Source organism: Streptomyces sp. NPDC051578 (assembly GCF_044454045.1).
Taxonomy (GTDB): domain Bacteria; phylum Actinomycetota; class Actinomycetes; order Streptomycetales; family Streptomycetaceae; genus Streptomyces.
Map to the genome: position 1 here is coordinate 640,953 of NZ_JBITDH010000002.1, position 25,258 is coordinate 666,210.

Consider the following 25,258-nt stretch of genomic DNA (forward strand, 5'->3'; position numbering starts at 1 on the left):
GTCAGGCCTCCTTCGCGGGCTGGGTGACGCGGTCGAGCACCAGACCCAGGCAGACGATCGCGGCGCCTGCCACCAGGCCGGTCGCCAGATCGCCCTGGGCCAGGCCGAGGACGACGTCATAACCCAGCGCGCCACCGCCGACCAGACCGCCGATGATGACGACGGCGAGGACCAGTACCACCGCCTGGTTTACGGCGAGCAGCAACGCGGGCCGCGCCAGCGGGAGTTGGACATGACGTAGCTGCTGGGTGCCGGTCGCGCCGAGCGAGCGGGTCGATTCGAGGGCGGCGGGGTCCACCCCGCGCAGGCCCTCGGTGGTGATGCGCACCACGGCGGGAAGCGCGTACACCACCGCGGCTGCCGCGGCAGGCGCCCGCCCGACACCGAACAGCGCGACCACCGGGATCAGGTAGACGAACTGGGGCATGGTCTGGCACACGTCGAGCACCGGGCGCAGCAGGCGCTGCGCCCGCGCACTGCGGGCGGCGCCGATGGCGACGGCGAAACCGAGTACGAGGGTCACGGCCACGGCGGCCAGCACCTGGGAGAGGGTGTCGAGGGACGGCTCCCACACGCCGAGGACTCCGATGGCGGCCAGCGCGAGGACGGCGGTCAGAGCGGTGCGCCAGGTGCCGACCAGGAGAGCGAGGGCGCCGACCAGGGCCAGGAGCAACCACCAGGGAGTGGCCTGCAGCCCGGAGCGCAACGGGTCGAGTACCCAGCCGGTGAAGCGGGCCGCCCAGTCGGCGGTGCCGCCGACCACGGGCACTCCGGAGTAGAGGTGGTCGGTCATCCAGGCGACCGCGCGGTTCACGGGCTCCGCGATCGGCACGGCCCAGGAACCGGGCCACAGGGAGGAGCCCGCCATACGGCCCACGGCGGCCACGGCGACCGCCGCGAGGAGGGTGAGCAGCCACCCGTACCAGCCCGTGAACACGCGCCCCAGGGGATGCCGCTCCGACGCCGGGACGGGGGCCGCGCCCAGGCGGTCGCCGGCCGCGTCGGCGGTCCGGTCGAGCACCACCGCGAGCAGCACGATGGGGATGCCGGCGGCGAGCGCCGCACCGACGTCGACCGAGGCGAGCGCCTGGTAGACCCGGTCGCCGAGGCCGCCGGCGCCGATCACGGAGGCGATGACGGCCATCGACAGGGCCATCATGACGGCCTGGTTGACCCCCAGCATGAGCTGCCGGCGGGCCAGCGGGATGCGCGCCGTGAGGAGACGCTGCCGCCCCGTCGCGCCGAGCGAGGCCGCGGCCTCCAGCACCCCGGCGTCGGCCTCGCGCAGACCGAGCGCGGTCAAGCGCGCCATCGGCGGGGCCGCGTACACCACGGTCGCCAGGACGGCGGCGGGCACGCCGATGCCGAAGACCAGCACCATGGGCAGCAGGTACGCGAAGGCGGGCAGCACCTGCATGGTGTCGAGTACGGGGCGCAGCGCCCGGTCGGCCCGGTCCGACATCCCGGCGGCGAGGCCGAGCAGGGCGCCGAACACGACCGAGGCGGCGACTGCCACGACCATCAGGGCCAGCGTCTGCATCGTCGGCACCCACATGCCGAGCAGCCCGCACGCGGCGAACGCCGCGACGCAGGTCAGGGCCAGCCGGACGCCCGCCAGGCGCAGGGCCACCAGGCCGGCCAGCGCGGTGACGCCCGCCCAGCCGGCGGCGAGCAGCACGACGTACACCGCGCGGACCGACACCACCACGGCATTGCTGACGTGTCCGAAGAAGTACAGGAAGAGCGGATGGTGGTCGCGGTTGTCGATGATCCAGTCACCGGCCCGGCCGAGCGGCCCGGACAGGTCGACGGCCAGCGAACCGGGCCAGCGGGCGGCTCCGGGCAGGAGGATCGCAATGGGCACGAGGACCACGGCGACGACGGCGAGGGGCAGAACCCTGCGGCCGGCGCGGTGGGCCGGCAGCAGGGCCCGCAGCCGGGCGCCGGGCGAGGCGGCGGGGGGCCTGCGGTCCGGCCGTCTGCTCCTGTCGGGTCCGGTGGCTTCGTCGGACGCGAGGGGCGGGGGCGGGGGGCCCTGGTCGCGCACGGGTGTGGTGGTCGCGGTCATCCGCACCACCGCCCGTCCTCGGGGGCGGGGGCAGCGCAACGGGCACGGGGCGTCATGCCGCCACCCCCCGACCGTCGGACGTCGCAAGGCCCGCCACCACGGCGAGCAGCCCGGCGTCATCGACGACGCCGAGACAGCGGCCGTGGTCGACGACCCGTGCCGGGCCGCCGCTGCGCGCGACGGCCTCGATCGCTTCCACCACGGTGGCGGCGGGTGCGAGCGCGGGCCCGTGGTCGGCCTCGTCGGCCACCGCGGGGCGCATCGCGCTGCGTACGGTGATCACCTGCTCGCGCGGTACGTCGCGGACGAAGTCCCGTACGTAGTCGTCGGCGGGCGAGCCCACGATCTCCTCGGGCGTGCCCAGCTGCACGATCTCGCCGTCGCGCATCAGCGCGATCCGGTCGCCCAGGCGCAGCGCCTCGGTCAGGTCGTGGGTGATGAAGACCATCGTGCGGCCCTCCTCGTGGTGGAGCCGCGCGACCTCGTCCTGCATCTCCCGGCGGATCAGCGGGTCGAGCGCGCTGAACGGCTCGTCGAAGAGCAGGACTTCCGGGTCGGCGGCCAGGGCGCGCGCGAGACCGACGCGCTGCTGCTGGCCGCCGGACAGCTGTCCGGGCCGGCGTTCCTCAAGGCCTTCGAGACCCACCTTGGCCACCATCTCGGCTGCCTTGGCCCGCCGGTCGATGCGGCTCACGCCCTGGATCTCCAGGCCGTAGGCAACGTTGTCGAGCACGGTGCGGTGCGGTAGCAGGCCGAAGTGCTGGAAGACCATGGCGGCGCGGTGCCGGCGCAGTTCGCGCAGGCGGGCGGAGTCCATGGCGAGGACGTCCTCGCCGTCGATGGAGAGGGATCCGGCGGTGGGCTCGATCAGCCGGGTCAAGCAGCGCACGAGGGTGGACTTGCCGGAGCCGGACAGGCCCATGACGACGAACACCTCGCCCTTGCGGACGTCGAAGGAGACGTCGCGGACGGCGGCGGTACAGCCCGTGCGCTCGCGGAGTTCGGCCGCGGGCAGCGAGGCGTACTCGGAGCCCGGGACCCGGACGGCCTTGCGCCGGGGTCCGAAGACCTTCCACAGTCCGTCGACCGAGAAGACGGGGGAGTCGGTGCCGTAAACGGCGGCACCGGACGAGGGTGCGTTCACCGGGTCTCACCGCCCCGCAGCAGATCAGCGGCTTTCTCGCCCACCATGAGTACTCCGATCATCGGGTTGACGGCGGGCATCGTCGGGAAGACCGAGGCGTCCGCGATGCGCAGGCCGTCGAGGCCGCGTACCTTCAAGTCAGGTTCCACAACCGCCTGTTCGTCGTCGGCGGCGCCCATCTTGCAGGTGCCGGCCGGGTGGTAGACGGTATGGGCCACGGAGCGGGCGTACGCGCTCAGGGCCTCGTCATCGGTGATCCCGGGGCCCGGGCAGACCTCGCGCCGCAGCCAACCGGCCAGCGGCTCGGTCGCGGCTATCTCGCGGGCCAGCTTGATCCCGTCCACCAGGGTGCGGGCGTCGTAGTCCTCCTCGTCCGTGAAGTAGCGGAAGTCCAGGGCCGGTTTGACCTCGGGGTCCGCACTCGTGAGGTAGAGGCGTCCGCGACTGCGCGGCTTGGGGATGTTGGGGGTCAACGACACTCCGTGCGCGGGGCGTTCGTAGCCGATCCGCTCCGGATTGTCCGTGAAGGGGATCTGGTAGAAGTGGAACATCAGGTCGGGACCGGGGGAGTCGGGGTCGCGCCGGACGAACAGACCCGCGTCGCTGTCCATCGCAGAGTTCTCGGGGATGGGGCCCTCGGTCTCCCAGACGATCACCGACTCGGGGTGGTCGAGGAGGTTCTCGCCGACGCCGGGCAGGTCGTGGACGACGGGAATGCCGAGCGCCTCCAGGTCGCGGCGCGGACCGATGCCGGAGTGGAGCAGCAGCCGAGGGGTGTCGACCGCGCCCGCGCACACCAGCACCTCCCTACGGGCCGTGATCAACGAGCGTCGGCCGTCCTTGGCGCGGACGTGGACGCCGCGCGCCCGGGTGCCGTCCAGCTCCAGCCGGTACGCCCAGGTCTCCAGCAGCAGCCGCAGGTTCGGCCGGTCGTCCATGACGGGGTGCAGGTAGGCCACCGACGCCGACGAGCGCTTGTTGTCCTCCGGGTGGTAGGCGAGGTCGAAGAAGCCCACGCCCTCGTGGAACGGTTTGCGGTTGAAGCCCTCGACGCGCGGCACCGCCAGCGCGTCCTGGGCGGCGTCGACGAAGTCGCGGGCGATGGCGTTCCGGTCCGCCTCGGCGACCGGAACGATGTTGTTCAGGAGCCGGTCGAAGTACGGGTCCATGGCGTCCGCGTGCCACCCCTCGGCGCCGGCCCGGGCCCACTCGTCCCAGTCGGACGGCAGCGGCTTGAAGGCGATGAGGGTGTTGTGCGAGGAGCAGCCGCCCAGGACCCGGGCCCGGCTGTGCCTGATGTGCGAGTTGCCGCGCGGCTGCTCGGTGGTCGGGTAGTCGTAGTCGAGTTCCCCACCGAGCAGCCCCATCCAGCGGCGCAGGGTCAGGACGTCGGGGCGGTCGACGTCGCTCGGCCCGCCCTCGATGACGGCGACGGTGACGCCCGGGTCCTCGGTGAGCCGGGAGGCGATCACCGAACCGGCGGTGCCGCCGCCGACCACGACGTAGTCGAACTCGTGTTCGCCTTCGTGATCGTGGTGGTCATGGTGGTGCGTGGTGCTGGTCATGTCTCTCCTGCCCCCGTCAGCCGGCGAACCAGCGCACGGGGCGCGGCGCGAGGTTCTGGTACACGTGCTTGGTCTCGCGGTACTCGGCCAGTCCCGACGGGCCGAGCTCGCGCCCGATCCCGGACTTCCCGAATCCGCCCCACTCCGCCTGCGGAAGGTAGGGGTGGAAGTCGTTGATCCACACGGTGCCGTGGCGCAGCCGCCCGGCCATCCGGCGGGCGCGGCCCTGGTCCGACGTCCAGACCCCGCCGGCGAGTCCGTACTCGGTGTCGTTGGCGAGCGCGACGGCCTCGTCCTCGGTGCGGAACGTCTCGACGGTCAGGACCGGCCCGAACACCTCTTCGCGCACGACGCGCATGCGCCGGTTGCAGCGGTCGAGGACGGTCGGGCGGTAGAAGTACCCCGGCCCCTCAGGCTGTTCACCCCCGGCGCGCAGGACCGCCCCCTCGGCGAGCGCGGAGGCGACGTACGACCGGGTCCGCTCCAACTGCGCGGCCGAGACGAGCGGGCCGCACTCGACCCCCGGGTCCGTGCCGCGGCCGAGACGGATCTTCTCGGCCCTGCGCGCGAGTTCCGCGACGAACCGCTCCCGCAGCGGCTCCTCGACGATCAGCCGGGAGCCGGCCGAGCACACCTGGCCGCTGTGTATGAAGGCGGCGTTGAGAGCCTGGTCGACGGCGGTGTCGAAACCCTCCTCCGTTGCGCAGGCATCGGCGAACACCACGTTGGGGTTCTTGCCGCCCAGTTCGAGCGCGACCTTCTTGAGGGTGTCGGCGGCCGCCCGCATGACTTTCGTACCGCTGGTGAGACCGCCGGTGAAGGAGATCAGGTCGACGTCGGGGTGGGCCGCGAGGCGAGCGCCCACCGGGTCGCCGGGCCCGGTGACCAGATTGGCGACCCCGGCGGGCAGGCCCGCCTCCACCAGCAGCTCGATCAGGGCCACCGTGGTCAGCGGGGTCAGCTCGCTCGGCTTGACGACGAAGGTGTTGCCTGCCGCGAGGGCCGGGGCGATCTTCCAGCTCGCCTGGAGCAGCGGATAGTTCCACGGCGTGATCAGGGCGCACACCCCGACCGGCTCGTGGACGACCACGCTGTGGACGTCGGGCGATCCGGCGTCGACCACCCGGCCGGCGCCCTCCCCGAGCACGAGGTCCGCGAAGTAACGGAACGCGTCAGTGACGCAGTCGACGTCCACGCGGCCCTCTTCGAGCGTCTTGCCCGCGTCCCGGCTCTCCAGGAGGGCGATCCGCTCGCGGTCGCGCTGGAGCAGGTCGGCTGTGCGGCGCAGCAGCGCCGCACGCTCGGCTACCGGGGTGCCCGGCCACTGTCCGCCGTCGAAGGCGGCCCGGGCGGCGCTGACGGCCGCGTCCGTGTCGGCGGCGTCACCCTCGGCGACCACGGCGAGGACGGTGGCGTCCGCCGGGTCCAGGACCTCCCTGGTCGCTCCTGAAGCCGCTGAACGCCACGTCCCGGCCGTATGAATCGTCTGCTGCTCCGACACTGCGCGCTGTACCTCCGGTTCCGGCACCGCGGCGGGCCCGCGGTGACCTGGAGTAGGCGCGCCTGCCCGATGCCCGGGGTGACATGTCCCATCCGTCACTCAAGTGACGGGAGTCACGCCCGAAACGGTGACGGACGGTGTGCACTGGCCCGCCGACCCCCGTCGGAGCGGCGCACCCGTCGTCGGCCGGCCTGGACGGGCGGACCAACCGAACAGCCGGAACCGGGCCGGTGGACGCAGAAACGCCCCCGCGCCCCGCAACGGTGACCCTTTCGGCGCTGCGTCAGCTGTCCCGGACGCCGCGCGCCTCGTGCGGCGTCGACGCCGACGTCGACGTCGACGAACGCGACCTCGTCCGCCGCGTCCCGGTCGTCGGCGACCTGCGGCACAATGTGAGGGAAGATCAGATCCTGCGCCGGGTCGAGCGCGGAGACCTCCCGAGGGGGCCGGAGGAGAGCCTTGGCCCGGCCCCCCGATGCCCCTCGAAGACCGGATGGAACTGCTGGGCAGTCGTTGCGGACTGCGACCCCAGGACCTCGACATCGACCTTCTCGGCCCTTTGGGAGGAGTTCCCGGGAACGACGCCCGTGATTTCCCCGGCACGGAGGGTTTACCGTACGGACTTCCGGTCACACGCTGGGCATGACCGAATCGGAAAACTCCACCAACAGCACTTCCACGGCCGGGAGTTCCTCCAACGGGACCAAGGCCCGCTCCTGGGCCGCCGACGCGGCGCGCGAGGGCGCGAAGGCGGCCTCCGACGCCGTGAGCGGTACCGCGGGAGCCTTCACGGCCCTCCCCGCCCCCCTGGCGGAGAAGACCGCCGCCGCGGCCCAGGCGCTACGCGGCAGCGTCGGCCGGGCCGGCTGGGTCTGGCCCGCGATCCGGGATCGCAAGGGCGTCGTGGCCGGGGTCGTTACCGTCGGCGCAGCCGCCGTGACCACCGCCTACAGCCTGGGCCGCCGGTCCGGCCTGCGCCGCCGGGGCCCGCTCTCACGGCTCACCGGCGGCCGTATCTGACCCCTGCGCGGACGCCCGTTGCCGGGGCGCGGTCCGTTTCGACGGGCCGCGCCCCGGCCCGTCCGGGATCATCGGCCAGCCCGTGATCCCGTCCCACGCCGTGACACCACGGATGACCGCCCGGGCACGCCCGGGCAGATCGCCCCCGGGACGACAGTCGGTCACTCCGCCATCGCTTGGTCGGGCGAACTGCTCCGCACCCCGCCGGTGTCCGTCGCAGGAACGGCGGCTCGAAGTGCGCACCCTTGCCCGTGGTCACGGCCCGGCCGGTCAGACACCCCGCAAGCCGCTTCCCCTACCACGCGCCCCGCGACCAGCCCGCACGGCCTGCCCCCGCCGCACGGCATCCTGCGGCAGCAGCCCGACGGCCACCGCCGGCACGACCTGCCGGCCACTACGGACCCTGACACCGCTGCGCCGAACGTTCGCACCGGTGGAGCACCAGGCCCCGGGCCACTCACCTGCGTGGTCCTCACCGACAGGCGCATTCTGCCCGCGTGAACGTAGCGTCGGCGGAGGCTGCTGTTCCGGATGCAAACAGAAGGGTTCGACCGTGAAGCAGATGGGCCGTCTGTGGTGAATGGCGTGGTCAGGGGTCTACTCAGGGGAGCTGCCGCCGGTGCGGCGGGGACTACCGCGCTCAACGTGGTCACCTATCTCGACATGGTGGTCCGTGGGCGCGGTGCCAGCAGTGTGCCCGAGCACAGCGTCGAGGTCCTGGCCGCCAGAGCGGGAGTGCCCATTCCCGGCGACGAGGACCAACGCGCGAACCGGCTCGCGGGCCTCGGGGCGCTGAGCGGCTTGTTGGTCGGGGTCGGGATCGGCGCTGCCGTAGGGGTGGCTCGGGGCCTCGGCTGGCGGCCCGGAATGCTGCCGGCCACAGTCATCGTGGGCTTCGGGGCCATGGCCGCTGTCGACGGACCGGTCGCTGCACTGGGCATCTCCGACCCCCGCACCTGGGCGGCGGTGGATTGGGCGGCCGACGTCGTTCCCCACCTCGTCTACGGGGCCGTCATCGCGGCCGTCGGCCGGGGACTGGACCGGAACGAAGTCTGCGACTGAGGAGCGACGGGCCGGGTTCGGCCAGGCCAAGGCCGGTGACATCGCTCAGGGCGAGGCCGTGACGAGCGGTGCCCGATCGCCTTCGCGTGGGCGTCGACGGCCAGGGTGTCGTGTCCGTCGACACTGTGCCGATGGCGAGCGCCCCGGTGGCGGACGCGGCACTCCACCGCGGCGTGGTCATTCCCCCCCGTCCCGGACTCGTCTCGGGTTACCCGGCCCAGGCGCCCCGGCGGGGCGGACGGGGGAGGGCGCCGCCGACGCGGCGGCGAGCTGCTGAGGCAAGACTGCCGCCGGCGGCACGGGAGCGGCACGGGAGCGGCACGGGAGCGGCACGGGAGCGGCACAGGGGCGGCCCGGCGTGCCCTGCCCGACGGCCGTCGACCGCGGTCTCGATCCCGGGCCGCATGAGCCACAGCCGAAAGAAGCGACGCACCGGCGTAGAACACGGCAGAGGTTCGCTGCCGCGTCCGCGGCGAAATCCCTGGTGCCGACGCAGCAGTTCGGACAAGCTGCGGCACATGGATTGGATGCCCTTGCTCTCAACCCTCACAGGCGCCGTCATCGGTATCGCAGCCACTCTGATCGCCGATCGCAACCGCTGGCGGCGGGAGGAAGCCCGGCACGCGCTGGAAGTACGCCGCGAGGTGTACACGGAGTACGTTTCCGCCCTCAAGGCCGCAGGCGAGGAGATACGCGCCGTCGCCCTGGGCGACCACATGTCCGAGTCGGCGCGCGACGCGGCGGTACGGGAGGCTGTGCGCGGCACCGGGATCTACACCGCGAGCGAACGCCTCTGGCTCGTGGGACCGCCGCAGGTGGTGGAGACGGGGAACGAGGCGTTCCACTGCATGCGCGCGATCCGCGATGCCTACGCCCGTGGCGTGGCCGTCGGCTCGGCCGACGACGCGCCTCTGATAGAGCGGCGGCGCAAGGCCATGGCGCAGATGCGTCGCGTCATGCGTGAGGACCTGGGCATCGGACCGCTGGGGATCGAGTGAGCGGCCCCCAGCCCTGAGGCGTCCCAGCCGTTCCCGCCACCACCCCGACGTGGTACCGGCCACCTTCACACCTCGTACCCGAGCGGCGGCAGGGCGGGCAGCGTCCTCACCGCCCGGACCGGTGGCCTCTCACCGCGCCGCGAGCCCCTTCGAGAAGGGTTCCCGCCGACGTCCCTGCGCCTCACCTCATCCGGCGGCACGCTGATCTTCAACGGATCCCGTCGGCGCGAAGCGCACACCGCGCTCGCGGCGCCAACGGGTCCAGCCGGGTGGTGAAGTGCGCCCTCTCCTGCGCAACGAGATCGGCCGGGCCGTGTCTCGTGGATCATTGCAGGAGGTGAGCCGGGCCTCACAGCCACCGAGGGTGCCCGCTCCTCCGAACGGGGGCCGGTTCATGCTCCGTACGAGTCGAAGGTCATCGGGCTGCTCAGAGGATCGGTATGCCGCGACACCGCCTGAACCCGCGGAAGACGTTCGTGCTCATCCACGGCGCCGGCGACGTCGGCTGGTACTGGCACCTGGTCGCAGCGGAGCTTAAGGCGCGCGGGCAGGACGTGGTCGCTCCGGACCTTCCGGGCGGCGACGACTCGTTGACGCTCGACGACTACGCCGACGCCGTGGTCGAGGCGGTCGCCGACCGCCAGGACCTCGTGGTCGTGGGGCAGTCGTTCGGCGCATTCACCGCACCGTTGGTCGCCGTGCGCCGCCCGGTCGCCTCGCTGATCCTGGTTGCCGGAATGATCCCCGCGCCGGGCGAATCACCGGCCGAGTGGTGGAGCAACACCGGCTACTCGGAGGCCGTGCGGCGCCAGGCGGCCAGGGACGGCGGCCTTACCGGAAGCAAGGACCCCTTCGTCGCGTTCTACCACGACGTGCCCCGCGAAGTCACCGAGGAAGCGATGAGCAAGGAACGGGCCCACCCGTCGCCCGCCGCGTCGGCTCGGCCGTGGCCGCTCGACGCCTGGCCGGACGTACCGACCAGGTTCGTGCTGTGCACCGAGGACCGCTTCCTTCCTCCCGACTTCCTGCGCCGGCTCGCGCTGGAGCGTCTCGGAGTGGTTCCCGAGGAGATCACCGCGAGTCACTGCGTGGCACTCAGCCGCCCTGTCGAACTGGCCGACATCCTGGCCGGCCCGGGCAAGAACTGACGCCATGTCCCCTAGCGCCTTGATGAAGATGATGTGGCCGCCGGTGAAGCGGGCGCCGCGGAAGTCCGCCTCGTCGATCACGGCGCCGGTGAAGTCGAGATCGTACCCCTGCCAGGATTCGGGTGAGCCGTCCCGCAGATGGGCGGCGATGAGCCGGAGTACGGTCTTGCGTATCTCACGTTCGCGTTGGCGGCGAGGGCCGGCTCGTCGGCCGGAGGATCCGGCGCATGGGGCATCCTCAGGTAGCCGCACAGCACGTCGATGCAGGTCTGGCGCTCGTGTCGCCACTCGTCCGCGAGCCGGGCCATCGCGTACGCACCCGCCATCCGAGCCGCTGGTTGATCCGCCCCGAGCTGATCGGCCGCGGCCCCGAAACGGTCGGTGAAAGCCCTGCCGTGTTCGCGCTCCTCGCTCACCTCGTTGAGGTGCTGGCGCCGGTAGCCGACGACCAGAGCCACCACACCGCCGGCTCCGGCGACGATGGCCAGTGCGATCTTGATGCCGTCGTAAACATCCCCGAGCCGCAGCGGTTCGGCCACCTGCTGCCGAGGCCTGCCGAGCAGCAGCCAGAGCACCGCCGTGACAATGCCGACCGAGAAGGCGGACAGCAGCAACGCAACAGCGACATGCAGGCCAAGCGACCACCGCATCACGCTGCGAGGGTCTGCACCTGAACGCTCACCCCTGGCCGCCACGCCATCTGCGTAGAACCGACACCGAGATCACGGAACGGCGTCCGAAGCGATTTCCCGCTGGAGCGACCGGTCCGCGGGCAGGACATCGGCGAGTCCGGTGACGGACCAGCCGCTACCGCGAAGACGCCGAAAAGCCTGGCGAACGCGGCCGGTCGCGGAACTCCGCGCCGCGCGCCCGGCCGCCCTTGGACTTCGTCTCCCCAGGTGAGGCAGGGGTGGTGGACGAGGCGGCACCGCGGGCGATCGCCTCCGTCCCTGGAACCCCGACCAGCCCGGTCACATCTCGGCACACCGCTCCGTCAGGGAGACGAAGCCGCCGAACAGGCCGACACGAGGGAGCGCAACCATGACCGACACCTTCGGCACCCCGAACTCCCGGACACCGGAGCCGGAGGTGAACACCGCGTTCCCGCGCAAGGCCGGAGCGACCGAGGGCGAGGACCGTTTCATCCTGCTGGAACCCGGTGCCGTCCGGCCGGGCCGGGTACCGCTGCCACCCGCCTTCGCAGTGAAGGCCGCCACGGCCGACACCGAGGGGCGGCTGTCGATCCTCGAGGTGACGCTGGTGAAGGACATTCCGCCCCACGTCCACCACCGCGCCGACGAGTGCGTCTACGTCCTTGAGGGAGTGCTCGCCATCGAGTTCGACGACCGGACCCACTTCGCGCCGCAAGGGACGTTCGCCCTGCTGCCCCGTGGCGTCCCGCACGCCCTGCGCCGCGCCTGCGACCCGCCGCCGCGCGTCCTGCAGATCTCGTCCCCGGGCGGTTGGGAGTGCTACGTCGAGGACCTGGTCGAGGCCGGCCCGGCCGTCCTCACCGATGGGGAACTGGATCCGGAGAAGATCAACCCCATCGCCGCCCGGCACCACATCCACTACGAGGAGCGGCGCCCCTGAGGAGCCCGCCGGGCCTGCCGGCAGTGAAGGGGGCCGGCGACCAGAGGGTTCCGCACTCACCAGGCGGGGCGGATCGGCCCCGGCGGCGTGAGCCGGGTCAGGTCAGCGACGAGTTCGCCGAAGCGCGCTTCGCCGAGTGTCTCCCTCCAGGGGGCGACGGCGGCCCTGGCGGCCCGGTCCGCGGCGCGGGTGGCGGCCCAGCCGGCCTCGGTCAACCCCAGTAGGCGGGCGCGGGCGTCGCGCGGGTGCGGCAACCGCACCACGTACCCCTTGCGGACCAGTTCCTCGACCAACTGGGCGGCAGCCTGCTTGGTCACCCCCATGTGTTCTGCGAGGTCGGTCGTCGTGGCGTCACCCACGGAGATACGGGCGAAGGCGTAGCCGTGTGCGGGCCGGAGGTCTTCGAACCCCTGCTCGGCCACGCGGGCATGGATCGTCTGCACCAACTGTCCGGAGAGTGCGAGAACGAGAGCGGAGAAGGCCAGGGCGTCATCCATGGGCTTGACTATAACTCGTCAAGCTGCTTGTCTTTACAGACAAGCAGCTTGTCTATAAGGAGTCGGTATGCCCTTCATTCGCAAGAACGAGGCCGTCGAGTACGAGATCCACGGCGGTCGCTTCGTCTCCTACCTCCGCCCCGCCACCGGAAGCCGTGACCTCGCCGCCTGGCGGGCGGAGATCCCGGCCGGGATGGTGGGCCCCGCCCATGTGATCAGTCACGAGGAGACGTTCTACGTCCTATCGGGCCGTCTCCTGCTCACCATCGACGGCGAGTCGGCCGAACTCGCCGTCGGGGACGCGGCGGTGGCCCCGGCGGGCTCCGAGCTGGGGGTCGCCAACACCACCGGGCAGCCGGCGCACATGTGGGTCACCACCCGCGCCGGGCTCACCGCCGAGTTGTCCGACGGCACCACCGTCACGCCGCCCTGGACCCACTAGCCGGGCCACGACGGGTGGAGCCTGGCACTGTCGCTGGGAGCTACCGGAGACGTGTCGCAGTCCGGATGAGGTCCGCGACGGCTCTGGAGCGGCTGTGCGGTGGCCAGGCGATCACGGTGGTGACGGTCGGCGCGTCCAGCACGGGCACGGCGGCGAGGTCACCGGGCAGTTGGGCCCGGCACGACTCCGGGGAGACCGCGCAGGTACGGCCGAGCGCGACGAGCTGCAACAACTGCGCATGGTCGCGGACCTGCGGGCCGGGGCCGGGCGGGTACGTGCCGTCGGGGTCGGGCCAGCGGGGGAGGGGCAGGCCCGGCAGCCCGGTGATGTCGGCCATGTGCACATGGGCCCGGGCGGTGAGCGGATGCCCGGCCGGCAGGATCGCGACCTGACTCTCCGAGCTGAGCTCCTCGGTGTGGAATCCGGCCGTCGAGTCGAACGGCCGGTGCAGCAGCGCCACGTCGGCCCGGCCGTCGCGCAGGAATCCTTCCTGCTCGGCCGGACCGCACAGGATGACGTCGACGGGGACTGCTCCGGGTTCGGCGGCGTACGCGTCGAGCAGTCTCGCCAGCAGTTCCCTGGACGCGCTGGCCTTCGTGACCAGGACCAGGCCGGGGCGGCCGGTCACGGGACGGGCGGCGCGGCGGGTCCGACGCTCGGCGGCCTCGACCGCGTCGAGAGCCGCCCGGCCCTCGACCAACAGCACCGCGCCGGCCTCCGTCAGCGTGACGGTGCGACTGGTCCGGTCCAACAGCGCCGCCCCCAGCCGGCGTTCGAGCCGCTGGATCGCCCGTGACAACGGTGGCTGCGCGATCCCGAGCCGCTGCGCGGCACGTCCGAAGTGCAGTTCTTCGGCGACAGCGACGAAATACCGCAGTTCACGGGTCTCCATCCGGCCACGCTATCCCGGATCAATACCCTGACGGTATCGTCGCGTACTCGATCGGTCTTGGACTGCCGCCGAGGCTCGAAGGCAGCATCGTCCCCATGACTGAACGAACGATCGCGCTGGTCACCGGCGCGAACAAGGGAATCGGCTTCGAGATCGCCGCAGGCCTGGGCGCCCTCGGCTGGAGCGTCGGCGTCGGCGCCCGCGACGACCGGCGCCGAACCGCCGCGGTGGAGAAACTGCGCGCCGCCGGCGTCGACGCGTTCGCCGTACCGCTGGACGTGACCGACGACGTGAGCGCGAGCGCCGCCGCACGGCTCATCGACGAGCAGGCCGGACGCCTCGACGTGCTCGTCAACAACGCCGCCATCACGGGCGACATGCCACAGGAGCCCACCCGGATCGACCCCGCCACCATCCGCACGGTCGTGGACACCAACGTGATCGGCGTCATCCGCGTCACCAACGCGATGCTGCCGCTGCTGCGCCGCTCCGCCGCACCACGGATCGTGAACATGTCCAGCAGCGTCGGCTCCCTCACGCGGCAGTCAGGACCCGCCGACGAGCAGACGGCAGGTCCGGTGTCCGCGGCGTACGCGCCGTCGAAGACGTTCCTGAACGCCGTCACCCTCCAATACGTCCGGGAGCTGAGGGGCACGAACATCCTGATCAACGTCGGCTGCCCCGGCTACGTCGGCACCGACCTCAACGGCTTCCGCGGCGTACGCACCCCCGAACAGGGCGCGGCGATCGCCATCAGGCTCGCGACTTTGCCCGACCACGGCCCCACCGGACAGTTCTTCGACGACGCCGGCGCAGTGCCCTGGTGATGTGCCCGGGGCCCCTCACCCGCCAGGCATGACCAGGCGGGGGGCGGCCCGGGAGCCCGGCCCGCCCCCCGCCGCGTCAGGCCGCCAGCGCTGCGCGGAGCGTTGAAGGCCGGAGACCGAAGGTGTCGCGGGCGTCGCTGTCGTCCACGACGAACGGACGCTCGGACATGTAGCCCACCTCGGCGAACTCTCGCCACAGCGGATCGGTGAACGACAGCAGTGCCAAGTCCCGTTCGGTGAGCGGCTCCAACCGCGGCTCGGGCGCTCCGTGCAGTTCGGCGAGGACGGATGCCGCATGACGCACCGTCGTGGTGATGACCGGGGCGTGCCAGGCCCGCCCCCAGGCCCGCTCGTCGTGGCCGACCGCCACCAGCGCCGCTGCGACGTCCTCGGTGTAGGAAAACGAGTGCGCCGCATCGGGGTTGCCGTGGACGAGAGCCAGTTCACCCTCGCGGACCCGGGGAGCGACCAGCAGTGTGAACGCGGAGACCGCGCCTGGGCCCAGGTACTGGCCGGCTCGTACTTCGGTGGCCCGCAGCCGCCCTTCGTCGTGCGCGTCCTTGGCCCGCTGCCACAGTTCGGCCCTCACCCGGCCCTTTCGCGTGTGCGGGGCCATCGGGGTGCGCTCGGTGACCGGCCCGGCGGTCCGCTGGTAGCCGTAGTGATTGCCGAGCATCACGTAGTCGGCGCCGGCCCGCTCGGTCGCGGCGAGAATCGAGTCGAACAACGGTGGCATGGTCTGCGGCCAGGTCTGGTAGGCGGTCATGGCCGCGTTGAAGACCGTGGACGCTCCGGCCAGAGCCTCGGCCAGCTCGTCGGTGCGGCCCGCGTCCAGGGCGACCCGTTCGATGGCGGGGTGGTCAGGACCACTGCCGCTGCGGGTGATGAGGCGGACCCGCCTGCCGCTTTCAGCCAGTTGCCTGGCGGTCGCGACCCCGGTCGCACCTGCCCCGATGACGACTGCTCCACCCATGGTCTTGTCTCCGTTCACCTTCACCATTGGAAACGCTTCCCTGAAAGGGGAAACGCGGTTCACGGAGGGCCCGTCCGCACGCCCAACTCTGCTGTGCGGACGGAGGGTAGGTTAGTGGCCTGAAAGCCATGACCTCCAAGGATCAAGCCATGCACCGTGTCGCCGTCCTGGCCGTTCCCGCGGTCAAACCCTTCGACCTGTCCATGCCGTCCGCGCTGCTCGGCGCCGCCGAACTCGCAGGACGCCCCGGCTACGAGGTGACGGTGTGCACCGCCACGCCCGGCGTGATCGCCGCCTCCGGCGGCATCGATGTGGTGGTCCGGCACGGCCTCCAGGCAGTCGCGGCGGCGGACACGGTGATCGTCCCCTCGACCGCCAGTCGGCACGACGCCGAGCCGGCCGCACTGGACGCCTTGCGCGCGGCCGCCGCCGCGGGCAAGCGCGTGGCCTCGATCTGCAGCGGCGCCTTCGTCCTCGCCCAAGCCGGCCTCCTCGACGGCCGCGTCGCCACCACCCACTGGGCCCTGGCCGAGGAAATGCAGCGCGCCTTCCCCTCGGTGCACGTGGACGCCGACCGGTTGTTCGCCGAGGACGGACCGGTCATCACCGGTGCGGGCTCGGCCGCCGGCATCGATCTGTGCCTGCACCTGATCAGTTCCGACTACGGTGCGGCCGTGGCCAACGCGGCGGCCCGTGCCGCGGTCGTCACCCCCGTGCGCCACGGCGGGCAGGCTCAGTTCGTACGGACCCCGCTCCCCGCCGAGACCGACTCCCCATTGGATGCGGCCCGCATCTGGGCACTGCGGCACCTGGACCGGCCGATCTCCCTGCGCGACCTGGCCGGTCAAGCCAAGGTCAGTGTGCGGACCCTGACCCGCCGCTTCACGGCCGAGACCGGTGTGACCCCGTTCCAATGGCTGCTCCAGCAGCGGCTGCTGCGCGCTCGCGAACTGCTGGAGACCACCGATCTCACCGTCGACCAGGTGGCCGATCGCAGCGGTCTCGGCTCCGGCGAATCGCTCCGCCAGCACCTGAACCGCCAGATCGGCATGACCCCAGCCGCCTACCGGGGCGCCTTCCACCGCCGGAGCGTGAAGAGCGGTCAGTGACCACGCGACTCGGTCCGGACCCGGCTCCGCCTTCCCCTCGCCCGCAGGTCTTCCAACCGAACGGGGAAGACCTGTCAGACCTCAGCGATCGCCCTCCACCGTGCGGAAATGGACGACGGTGATCTCATCCTCGGACGCGATGTCGGGATAGTGATACCGCAGTCTGCCGAGCAGCTCGGGGAGATCGGCGAAGCCGTCGGCGACGGCGTCCTCCTCGCTCAGCTCTCCGACCGTCTTGGTGGCGAGCCGCGTGACGGTTCCCGGCAGGACCAGGTCCTCGTCCAGCTCGAACACCATGCCGACCGGCCCCACGGTCACCGGGTCCCGGAAGCGCACGGTCGTCGTCTTGCGGCCCGTGCGGACGGCGTCGAGATAGTCCCGGTGAAAGTACAGGCACTGCTGCGCCGATGCCTGCCCGCCCGGCACCGGTTCGGGTCGCCCGTCTCCTTCTGGCGACATGTAAGCGTTGTTATGCATGTATGGAACTTTACGACGGGCTTCGAACGAAGACGCACAGAGCCTGAGCATGCCCCTCCAGACGAAGGCACGGACGGACCATGCCTGTTGGGTAGCCCTGGACCGCGGGGGCGTAGGACCCGCGCGCCCGGACGTCGACCGCAGCCCGCGCCTTTCTGGAGGCCGCCGCCGAAGCGGACCCGGTCCCCGGCTTCTCCGGCCCCGACTTCGCCCGCATGGTCGCCGACAGCCCCGCCCTCACCGCCTGACCGCACTTGCGGTGATCACCCGACAAAGGCGGTGCGGACAATGTCGGGTGACCGGGACCGGCGTCGCCGCACCATGAGGGCATGGACGACACGACCTTGGTATCCCGTTTCCTCCGCGACGGCTTCGTGAAAATGGAGGGCGCTGTCGCGCCGCGCGTGGCTTCGGACTGCGCGCGGCTGCTGTGGCGAGAGACGGGCTGCACCCCGGACGACCCGACGACGTGGACGAAGCCCGTGCACTGGGTGGGCGGCATGGCGCAGGGGCCGTTCGCCGCCGCGCCCAACTCCCCGTCGCTGCAGCGCGCGTACGACCTGCTCGTCGGCGCTGGACGCTGGGAGCCGCGCTACTCGCTGGGCACGTTCCCGCTGCGCTTCCCGCACGAGGAGGAACCGGACGACGCGGGCTGGCACATCGAGGGGAGCTACCTGCCGGAGGGCGAGAGCTGGTACTTCACGAATCTGCGCTCCCGAGGCCGGGCGCTGCTGATGCTGTTCCTGTTCAGCGAGGTCGGTGAGGAGGACGCCCCGACCCGGATCCGGGTCGGCTCGCACCTCGACGTGCCACGCGTGTTGGAGAAGTACGGGGAAGACGGGGCGAGCGGGCTGATCCTCGCCCCCGATCTGGTGGCGGCGTCCGAGCGCCGGCCGGTCGCCCTTGCCACGGGGTCCCCGGGCGACGTCTTCCTGTGCCATCCGTTCCTGGTGCACGCGGCTCAACCGCACCATGGCGTGCGGCCGCGCTTCATGGCGCAGCCGCCGCTGATGCAGGCAGCGCCGTACGAACTGGAGCGGCCCGACGGCGCGTACTCGCCCGTCGAGATCGCGATCCGCCGGGGCCTGGGACAGGACACCCCCTGTCCGGACGCACGCGGCACCGACCACAGTGTCCGGTAGCAGTACGCAGCGAGCCTCGCCGGCAAGGTGGTGGGGAAATGGGAAAGAGGAAGGGGGCCGGGCATGCTGGAGCGGCTGAACCAGGCCATGGAGCACATCGAGTCCCATCTCGACCAGGACCTCGACGTGCAGGAAATGGCACGCATCGCGGCCACCTCCGAGCACCACCTGCGCCGGATGTTCTCCGCGCTCGCGGGAATGCCGCTGTCGGAGTACGTCCGGCGTCGCCGGCTCACCCTCGCGGGCGCCGACGTACTCGCGGGGCATGAGACGTTGCTGGAGATAGCGGTGCGTTATGGCTACGGCTCCGGCGAGGCGTTCGCGCGGGCGTTCCGCGCCATGCACGGCATCGGACCGGGGGAGGCCCGGCGCACCGGCGCCGCACTCGCCTCACAGTCCCGGATGGCCTTCCGCCTCACCATCGAGGGGAGCAGCACCATGCGGTACCGCGTCGTGGACAAAGCCGACTTCACCGTCGTCGGGCTCAAGGCCCGGGTACCGCTGGTGCATGCGGGGCCGAACCGGGCGATCATGGACTTCGTCCGTGGGATCGATCCGCAGACCTTGGAGCACCTGGAGAAGCTGTCGGACCAGGAGCCCCACGGCGTAGTCGCGGTCTGCGACGGCATGGACCCCAGCCGCGCCGAGGGCACCTTCCTCGACTACCACCACGGCGTGATCACCTCCGCGGCCGCTCCTGAGGGCGCGAGCGTTGTGCCGGTCCCGACCGGCACCTGGGCGGTCTTCACCACCTCCGGGCCGGCGCCGCAGGCCATCCAGGAGCTGTGGCGGGACGTGTTCACCGAGTGGTTCCCGTCGAACCCGTACCGCACCCGCACCGGCCCCGAGATCCTGCGCATCCGCCTGTCGCCGGACAAGACCGAGGCCGACGCCGAACTGTGGCTGCCCGTGGAGCCCGAGCGCTGCTGAGCGCAGTGGCAGACCCCGCCAGGGCGTGTGCGTCCGATGCGTCTGCTTCTCGCGCCAACCGAACCGGTGGGAACCCGGCACAACCGATCGCAGCGCGCCCGGCCGCAGCAGGCGGCTCGTTGGCCCGGGGCAGCCGGCGGCGGAGCGTCCCGACACCGCCTCCCCGTCCCGGGCACCGGCCGAAGCCGAGGGGGCCGCGGCGATTCTCCGGCCGACCGCCCCGTCGCCGAACGGGCCGTCCGGAGAAGATAGCGTCGTGAACACTGCACTGGCGGAGTCCCTCTCCGCCGTTCTCCTCGTCGTCGTGCTGGCATGCGCGGTCATCCGCCCGTTCGGCTGGCCGGAGGCGGTCGTCGCCGTCCCGGCTGCCGGCCTCGTCATCGCCACCGGGGCGATCTCGCCGACCCATGCGGTGGACGAGGCCGCCCGGCTGGGTCCGGTGATCGGGTTCCTCGCAGCCGTACTGGTCCTGGCCCAGCTGTGCGACGACGAGGGACTGTTCCAGGCCTGCGGCGCGTGGATGGCGCGCACCGCGGCGGGACGGCCACGCCGCCTGCTGGTGCAGGTGTTCGCCCTCGCCTCGGCGATCACCGCGGTGCTCAGCCTGGACGCCACCATCGTGCTGCTGACCCCGGTGGTGTTCGCGACCGCCGCCCGGCTCGGGGCCCGGTCCAGGCCCCACGTGTACGCCTGCACCCACCTGTCGAACACCGCCTCCCTGCTGCTACCGGTCTCCAACCTGACCAACCTGCTGGCGTTCGCCGCGAGCGGGCTGAGCTTCACCCGCTTCGCCGCCCTGATGCTGCTGCCCTGGCTGGTGGCCATCGCGGTCGAGTACGTCGTCTTCCGCCGGTTCTTCGCCACCGACCTGGACGCCGGCGCCTCCGCCCCGGCCACCTCCGAGCCGCACGAGGTGCCGGTGTTCGCCCTGGCCACCGTGGCGTGCACGCTGGCCGGGTTCGTCCTCACCTCCGCGCTCGGCGTCGATCCCGCCTGGGCGGCGTTCGCGGGCGCGGGCGTCCTCGCCGTCCGCGCCCTGGCCCGGCGCCGCACCACTCCCACCGCCATCCTGCGCGCGAGTGCGGTGCCCTTCCTCTCCTTCGTCCTGGCCCTGGGCATCGTGGTCCGCGCCGTCGTCGACAACGGTCTCGACACGGCCCTGGGCCACCTGATCCCCGGCGGCACCGGCCTGGCCGCGCTGCTGGGCATCGCGGCGCTGGCCGCCGTCCTGGCCAATGTGATCAACAACCTGCCCGCGGTGCTGGTGCTCCTGCCGCTGACCGCCCCGTCCGGACCCGGCGCCGTCCTCGCGGTACTGCTCGGGGTGAACATCGGGCCGAACCTCACCTACGCCGGTTCACTGGCCACCCTGCTGTGGCGGCGTATCGTGCACGCCCACGACGCCGAGGTGGAGCTGAAGGAGTTCACCCGGCTCGGCCTGTATGCCGTACCGGCGGCCCTGGGCGCCGCGGTACTGGCACTGTGGGTATCGCTGACCGCGATCGGAGGAGGCTGACCGGATGGCAGTGGTGGTCTGGATCGTCGAGGGCACCTGGCCCGCCTGCGTGGACGCCGCCCGCGCCCACGTGCCCGAGGGCGGGGACGTCGTCCTGCTCCACGTCACCCCGGCCGACGTCCCGGGCGCGGCACACGGTGCGTTCGCCGGGCTGCTCGGCCGCGGCCACCCCGAACGCGACCCCGGCACCCGTGTCGAACAGCTGGCGGCCGCCTCCGCCGGCCGGCTCCTGACCGACGCCGCGCAGCGCCTGGGCCGCGAGTGCACCCGGATCGAGCGCACCGGCCGCATCGAGCGGGAAGTCGTCGCAGCCGCCGAAGGCGCCGAGCTGCTCATCCTCGCCCGCGACGGCGACCGCACCCACCTCGGCCCCCGCAGCCTCGGCCCCGCCAGCCGCTTCATCGTCGACCACGCCCCCTGCCCCGTCCTGCTGGTATGGCCCGAGACCGCACCCGGCATCGCCACCATCCCGCCCCCGCCACCCCACCCGCCCCACCGCTAGCGGACGCCGCCGGCACCCGGTCGGAGAGCCGGCACCCGGCCGGTGCTGACGCCCGGTCAAGGCCGCGGCGACCGCCCGACACCTCACCGGGGTGGCTGCTTGCGCTACTCGGCGGGTGTGATCCGCCAGGCGCCGCGGTGTACATCGAGCGTCGCGATGAGGTCGGCCTGGGACGGGAACGAAATGCCCGGATGCCAGGGGTCCGGCAGGGCAGCCAGCCCGATGGTGACCAGATCCTCGGTGACGCTGCCGAGCCCCCCGATCCAGTGGGGTGCGGCGGCGATGAGCTGCTCGGGCAGCCATGGCCCGGGTCGGGGACGCGCGCGAGAGGCTCCTCGGCGAGTCCGGCGAGTCCGGCGAGTCCGGAGAGGGCCGCGCCGGCCAGCAGGGTCAGCAGCCGCGCCAGGACCGCGCCCGGCAGCCGGGGTCGCGCGTTTCCAGCAGCACGTAGCAGTCGTCGTGGCCCGAGAACCAGACCCGTGAGCCACCCAGGTGGCTCAGGAGCGGCTCATCGACGCCGGTCGTGCCGAGCACGAGGGCGAGCTCGTCGAGTTGCTCCGCAGTCACGTCGGCGGGTACGTCGATCAGAGTCAGCTCGTACGGCGAGCAGGTGTCGTCCAGGAGACGGGGCAGGAACTCGCGGTCCATCACCAGGAACTCCTCCGCGAGGCCGTTCGTGCCGGACGCCCAGGAGCCGAGAGGGTGGACCGTACACGGCACGCCGAGCTCGGCCGCGATCAGCGAGGGCCGTAGCGGATTCCAGTCCTCATCCAGGTGGGAGTTGGTGTACAGCGACACCACCGCGACCGCGTCGTTCGCCACGTCCACGAACAGATCGGCAGCTCGCGCGCCTGAGCCGCACCCGCGCTCACCTTCCAGAGACCCTCGATCTCGCCGATGCTGAAACTCAGTGGAAACGGCCGGCGCTCCATACCGACGCAGTCCACGCTGAACGCGCCCCACTGCCCGACCTCGATCATCGCCCCACCCCCGAGACCCCGCCGGCCGCCACCTCCCGGCCCACACGCACCAATCATCGCCGGTCAGCGTGGGTGAGCCAGCGGGCGTTTGTGGGCTGCGGGCAGGGGACGCCCACAGCCGTCCAGGCGTTCGGGATCGGCCGGCGGCGCCGGGGGATCCGGCCGGCACTGCGGTGGCGCCCAGGGCTGCGCCTGGCCGGTCGCAGGGGCCGGCCGTCCGTCAGCGCCCAGGCTCCGGCGGGCGAGTACCGTCGACCAGGGCCAGGCCACACCCCTTGCCGAGACCAACCGACCACGGCCACCGCTCCGGTCCGGGGCGGCTGAGGGGCCGCGCAAGCCGACGCCCCCGGGCCCCTTCCGGGGCGATCTGGGACACACCGCGATGATCTCTGTGGCGGCGGACGCGGCTGAGCGGAACAATCCACCACGGAATGGATAACGCAACCAAGGAAGAGGAACGCCCCATGATGGAGCAGGACGAGCGCTTCGATGTCGTCGTACTCGGCGCCGGCCCGGGCGGCTATGTCGCCGCAGTGCGCGCCGCCCAGCTGGGAAAGCGCGTCGCCGTCGTGGAGGAGAAGTACTGGGGCGGCGTCTGCCTGAACGTGGGCTGCATCCCGACCAAGGCCCTCCTGCGCAACGCCGAACTCGCCCACATCTTCACCCGTGAGGCGAAGACGTTCGGGATCAAGGTCGACGGACAGGTCTCCTTCGACTACGGAGAGGCCTACCGTCGCAGCCGCAAGGTCGCCGACGGCCGCGTCAAGGGAGTCCACTTCCTGATGAAGAAGAACAAGATCACCGAGTACGACGGCCGCGGAACCTTCCTCGACCCGCACACGCTCCAGGTGACCGGTTACGACGGGGAGACCCGCACCATCGGTTTCGAGCACTGCATCATCGCCACCGGCGCCACGCCCCGGCTGCTGCCCGGCACCAAGCGCAGCGCCCGGGTGGTGACGTACGAGGAGCAGATCCTCGCCGAGGAGCTGCCGCAGTCCATCGTCATCGCGGGAGCCGGCGCGATCGGCATCGAGTTCGCCTACGTCCTGCACAACTACGGGGTGAAGGTCACCATCGTCGAGTTCCTGGACCGGATGGCGCCCCTGGAGGACGCCGAGGTCTCCGCCGAACTGGCCAAGCAGTACCGGCGGCTGGGCATCGACGTGCTCACCTCGACTCGTGTCGAGGCCATCGACGAATCAGGCCCGCAGGTCCGGGTCACGGTCACCGGCAAGGACGGCTCCCAGCAGGTCCTGGAGGCCGACAAGGTCCTCCAGGCCATCGGCTTCGCCCCGAACGTCACCGGGTACGGCCTGGAGAACACCGGCGTGACGGTCACCGAGCGCGGCGCCATCGACGTGGACGGCCGCTGCCGCACCTCCGTCCCGCACATCTACGCCATCGGCGACGTCACCGCCAAGCTGATGCTCGCGCACGCGGCCGAGTCCATGGGAATCATCGCTGCCGAGACCCTCGCCGGCGCGGAGACCATGGAACTCGACTACGCGATGATTCCGCGCGCCACCTTCTGCCAGCCCCAGGTCGCCAGCTTCGGCTACACCGAGGCCCAGGCCCGCGACCTCGGATACGACGTGCGGGTCGCCAAGTTCCCCTTCACCGCCAACGGCAAGTCGCACGGTCTCGGTGACACCACCGGGTTCGTCAAGCTGATCAGCGACGCCCGCTACGGCGAGTTGCTCGGCGGCCACCTCATCGGCCCCGATGTCACCGAGCTGCTGCCCGAGCTGACCCTGGCCCAGCAGTGGGACCTCACCGTTCACGAGGTCGCCCGCAACGTCCACGCCCACCCCACGCTGAGCGAGGCCGTCAAGGAGGCCGTGCACGGCCTGGCCGGACACATGATCAACATGTGAGGCGTCGGCGGCGGCACCGTTCACCCGGACGGCCGGCAGAAGCCGAGGGCTGTTCGGGCATCGTGCAGCGCGCACGGATCCGCATGGATTTCCGGATGGATTAAGGACACCAGACTGCCGCAACCGGCCGCGGTTCCCCGTACGGGAACTGCGGCCGGGCGCGGTGTGCTGCTCGGAGACGGTGTACGGCTTCGCGTCCGCGGCTGTTGACGGCGCGCGCCCCGCCTCCCTACCGGTCCTCGGAGAGCACCGGGTCCTGGGACTTGCGACGGCGTCCCCAGCGCTTGCCCGCCATCTGGAGGTCGGCCTGCGCCGACGACGACTCGTCCACGGCTGTGAGCGTGAGGACCTCCGTCTTGGCGGGCGGCTCCGGGGACGAGGAGACAGTGGTAGGCGCGGGCGACGATACGGCCGAGGATCCCGAGGGGAAGTCCACGATGAGCGGTACCAGACGTTCGGGGCGGACCTTGGCGTCGCTACCGGCATCGCTCCTGGGGTCGCTCTGACCCTTGGCCTCGCTCTGGCTCTTGCCCTTGCGTACCCGCCACAGTCCCCGGGACTGGAGGGCGGTACCGAGGTTGTTCAGGACCCGGCCCTCGTCGTCGCTCATCTCGGCGAACCGGGCGGCGGCCTGTTGGTGTGCGTCGATGGCCTCGTCGAATCGCCGCACCTGCTGCAAAGCCATGCCCAGGTTGTTCAGGGCCCGGCCTTCGCCTTCGTGGTCGCCGAGTTCCGTGAACCGGGCGGCGGCCTGCTGGTGTGCGTCGATGGCTTCATCGAACCGTCGCACCTGTTGCAGGGCCGTGCCGAGGTTGTTCAGGGCCCGGCCCTCGCCGTCGTGGTCACCCAGCTCGGCGAAGCGGGCGGCGGCCTGCTGGTGTGCGTCGATGGCCTCGTTGAACCGTCGCACCTGTTGCAGGGCCGTGCCGAGGTTGTTCAGGGCCCGGCCCTCGCCGTCGTGGTCACCCAGCTCGGCGAAGCGGGCAGCGGCCTGC

The 25,258-nt window shown here is 71.8% G+C and carries 24 protein-coding genes; 13 read left to right on the top strand and 11 right to left on the bottom strand.

All coding sequences use genetic code 11. The features are described from left to right. Position 1: 1 nt before the first annotated feature. From ACIA6C_RS13975 to ACIA6C_RS13990, 4 genes are read right to left on the bottom strand one after another with little or no spacing between them, the layout of a single operon-like run. Positions 2–2,068 (bottom strand): ABC transporter permease subunit, encoded by a 2,067-nt coding sequence (locus ACIA6C_RS13975; RefSeq protein WP_399275488.1) that lies wholly within the window; start codon positions 2,066–2,068, stop codon positions 2–4. Positions 2,069–2,120: 52 nt separating this feature from the next. After that, positions 2,121–3,212 (bottom strand): glycine betaine/L-proline ABC transporter ATP-binding protein, encoded by a 1,092-nt coding sequence (locus ACIA6C_RS13980; protein WP_366079306.1) that lies wholly within the window; start codon positions 3,210–3,212, stop codon positions 2,121–2,123. After that, positions 3,209–4,777, bottom strand: coding sequence for a GMC family oxidoreductase (locus ACIA6C_RS13985; RefSeq protein WP_399275490.1), 1,569 nt, complete (start codon positions 4,775–4,777; stop codon positions 3,209–3,211). Before ACIA6C_RS13985 ends, ACIA6C_RS13980 begins: the two co-directional genes overlap by 4 nt. A 16-nt stretch (positions 4,778–4,793) precedes the next feature. Further along, on the bottom strand, positions 4,794–6,278 hold the full coding sequence (locus ACIA6C_RS13990) for an aldehyde dehydrogenase family protein (RefSeq protein WP_399275492.1): 1,485 nt from the start codon (positions 6,276–6,278) through the stop codon (positions 4,794–4,796). Positions 6,279–6,920: 642 nt separating this feature from the next. On the opposite strand from ACIA6C_RS13990, the gene ACIA6C_RS13995 reads away from it, so the two are divergent. The 4 genes from ACIA6C_RS13995 to ACIA6C_RS14010 all read left to right on the top strand — a co-directional run bounded on the left by ACIA6C_RS13995 (position 6,921) and on the right by ACIA6C_RS14010 (position 10,506). Next, positions 6,921–7,298: a hypothetical protein gene (locus tag ACIA6C_RS13995; RefSeq protein WP_399275494.1), complete on the top strand. Its 378-nt coding sequence runs from the start codon at positions 6,921–6,923 to the stop codon at positions 7,296–7,298. A gap of 645 nt (positions 7,299–7,943) precedes the next feature. After that, the gene (locus ACIA6C_RS14000; protein ID WP_399275496.1) at positions 7,944–8,360 is read left to right on the top strand and encodes a hypothetical protein; all 417 of its coding nucleotides are present in this window, start codon (positions 7,944–7,946) and stop codon (positions 8,358–8,360) included. Between the two features lie 527 nt (positions 8,361–8,887). Continuing rightward, on the top strand, positions 8,888–9,358 hold the full coding sequence (locus tag ACIA6C_RS14005) for a hypothetical protein (protein ID WP_399275498.1): 471 nt from the start codon (positions 8,888–8,890) through the stop codon (positions 9,356–9,358). Positions 9,359–9,798: 440 nt separating this feature from the next. Beyond that, on the top strand, positions 9,799–10,506 hold the full coding sequence (locus tag ACIA6C_RS14010; RefSeq protein ID WP_399275501.1) for an alpha/beta fold hydrolase: 708 nt from the start codon (positions 9,799–9,801) through the stop codon (positions 10,504–10,506). 77 nt (positions 10,507–10,583) lie between these two features. Here the strand turns inward: ACIA6C_RS14010 and ACIA6C_RS14015 are convergent, their stop codons facing one another. Beyond that, complete coding sequence (locus ACIA6C_RS14015; protein WP_399275503.1) at positions 10,584–11,159, bottom strand: hypothetical protein; 576 nt, start codon at positions 11,157–11,159, stop codon at positions 10,584–10,586. A gap of 388 nt (positions 11,160–11,547) precedes the next feature. Between ACIA6C_RS14015 and ACIA6C_RS14020 the strand changes: the two genes are divergently transcribed. Next, positions 11,548–12,099: a cupin domain-containing protein gene (locus tag ACIA6C_RS14020; protein ID WP_399275505.1), complete on the top strand. Its 552-nt coding sequence runs from the start codon at positions 11,548–11,550 to the stop codon at positions 12,097–12,099. Positions 12,100–12,155: 56 nt separating this feature from the next. Here ACIA6C_RS14020 and ACIA6C_RS14025 read toward each other — a convergent pair whose 3' ends face one another. Beyond that, complete coding sequence (locus ACIA6C_RS14025) at positions 12,156–12,596, bottom strand: MarR family winged helix-turn-helix transcriptional regulator (protein ID WP_399275507.1); 441 nt, start codon at positions 12,594–12,596, stop codon at positions 12,156–12,158. Between the two features lie 67 nt (positions 12,597–12,663). On the opposite strand from ACIA6C_RS14025, the gene ACIA6C_RS14030 reads away from it, so the two are divergent. Further along, a complete protein-coding gene (locus ACIA6C_RS14030; RefSeq protein ID WP_399275509.1) occupies positions 12,664–13,038 on the top strand; it encodes a cupin domain-containing protein in 375 nt (124 codons plus the stop codon). A 40-nt stretch (positions 13,039–13,078) separates the two neighbouring features. Here ACIA6C_RS14030 and ACIA6C_RS14035 read toward each other — a convergent pair whose 3' ends face one another. Next, positions 13,079–13,930 (bottom strand): LysR family transcriptional regulator, encoded by an 852-nt coding sequence (locus ACIA6C_RS14035; protein WP_399275511.1) that lies wholly within the window; start codon positions 13,928–13,930, stop codon positions 13,079–13,081. Between the two features lie 95 nt (positions 13,931–14,025). On the opposite strand from ACIA6C_RS14035, the gene ACIA6C_RS14040 reads away from it, so the two are divergent. Beyond that, positions 14,026–14,757 (top strand): SDR family oxidoreductase, encoded by a 732-nt coding sequence (locus tag ACIA6C_RS14040; protein ID WP_399275513.1) that lies wholly within the window; start codon positions 14,026–14,028, stop codon positions 14,755–14,757. 76 nt (positions 14,758–14,833) lie between these two features. On the opposite strand, the gene ACIA6C_RS14045 is transcribed toward ACIA6C_RS14040, so the two are convergent. Next, on the bottom strand, positions 14,834–15,730 hold the full coding sequence (locus ACIA6C_RS14045; protein WP_399275515.1) for an NAD-dependent epimerase/dehydratase family protein: 897 nt from the start codon (positions 15,728–15,730) through the stop codon (positions 14,834–14,836). A gap of 149 nt (positions 15,731–15,879) precedes the next feature. Between ACIA6C_RS14045 and ACIA6C_RS14050 the strand changes: the two genes are divergently transcribed. After that, positions 15,880–16,839, top strand: a complete 960-nt coding sequence (locus tag ACIA6C_RS14050; RefSeq protein ID WP_361138788.1) for a helix-turn-helix domain-containing protein — start codon at positions 15,880–15,882, stop codon at positions 16,837–16,839. A gap of 81 nt (positions 16,840–16,920) precedes the next feature. Here the strand turns inward: ACIA6C_RS14050 and ACIA6C_RS14055 are convergent, their stop codons facing one another. Then, positions 16,921–17,298 carry an ASCH domain-containing protein gene (locus tag ACIA6C_RS14055; RefSeq protein ID WP_399275517.1) on the bottom strand — a complete coding sequence of 126 codons (378 nt, stop codon included), beginning with the start codon at positions 17,296–17,298 and terminating at the stop codon, positions 16,921–16,923. 347 nt (positions 17,299–17,645) lie between these two features. On the opposite strand from ACIA6C_RS14055, the gene ACIA6C_RS14060 reads away from it, so the two are divergent. The 4 genes from ACIA6C_RS14060 to ACIA6C_RS14075 all read left to right on the top strand — a co-directional run bounded on the left by ACIA6C_RS14060 (position 17,646) and on the right by ACIA6C_RS14075 (position 21,406). After that, the gene (locus ACIA6C_RS14060; protein WP_399275519.1) at positions 17,646–18,458 is read left to right on the top strand and encodes a phytanoyl-CoA dioxygenase family protein; all 813 of its coding nucleotides are present in this window, start codon (positions 17,646–17,648) and stop codon (positions 18,456–18,458) included. Positions 18,459–18,521: 63 nt separating this feature from the next. After that, positions 18,522–19,388 carry a GyrI-like domain-containing protein gene (locus ACIA6C_RS14065; protein WP_399275521.1) on the top strand — a complete coding sequence of 289 codons (867 nt, stop codon included), beginning with the start codon at positions 18,522–18,524 and terminating at the stop codon, positions 19,386–19,388. 256 nt (positions 19,389–19,644) lie between these two features. Continuing rightward, complete coding sequence (locus tag ACIA6C_RS14070; RefSeq protein ID WP_399275523.1) at positions 19,645–20,904, top strand: arsenic transporter; 1,260 nt, start codon at positions 19,645–19,647, stop codon at positions 20,902–20,904. A gap of 4 nt (positions 20,905–20,908) precedes the next feature. Next, a complete protein-coding gene (locus ACIA6C_RS14075) occupies positions 20,909–21,406 on the top strand; it encodes a universal stress protein (protein WP_399275525.1) in 498 nt (165 codons plus the stop codon). A 390-nt stretch (positions 21,407–21,796) separates the two neighbouring features. On the opposite strand, the gene ACIA6C_RS14080 is transcribed toward ACIA6C_RS14075, so the two are convergent. Further along, positions 21,797–22,234 (bottom strand): hypothetical protein, encoded by a 438-nt coding sequence (locus ACIA6C_RS14080; RefSeq protein ID WP_399275527.1) that lies wholly within the window; start codon positions 22,232–22,234, stop codon positions 21,797–21,799. A gap of 616 nt (positions 22,235–22,850) precedes the next feature. On the opposite strand from ACIA6C_RS14080, the gene lpdA reads away from it, so the two are divergent. Continuing rightward, entirely contained in the window at positions 22,851–24,263 is a 1,413-nt protein-coding gene (gene lpdA, locus ACIA6C_RS14085) for a dihydrolipoyl dehydrogenase (protein WP_399276226.1), read from the top strand. Positions 24,264–24,492: 229 nt separating this feature from the next. On the opposite strand, the gene ACIA6C_RS14090 is transcribed toward lpdA, so the two are convergent. Next, a partial coding sequence (locus tag ACIA6C_RS14090; RefSeq protein WP_399275529.1) for a tetratricopeptide repeat protein occupies positions 24,493–25,258 on the bottom strand: 766 nt, incomplete at its 5' end.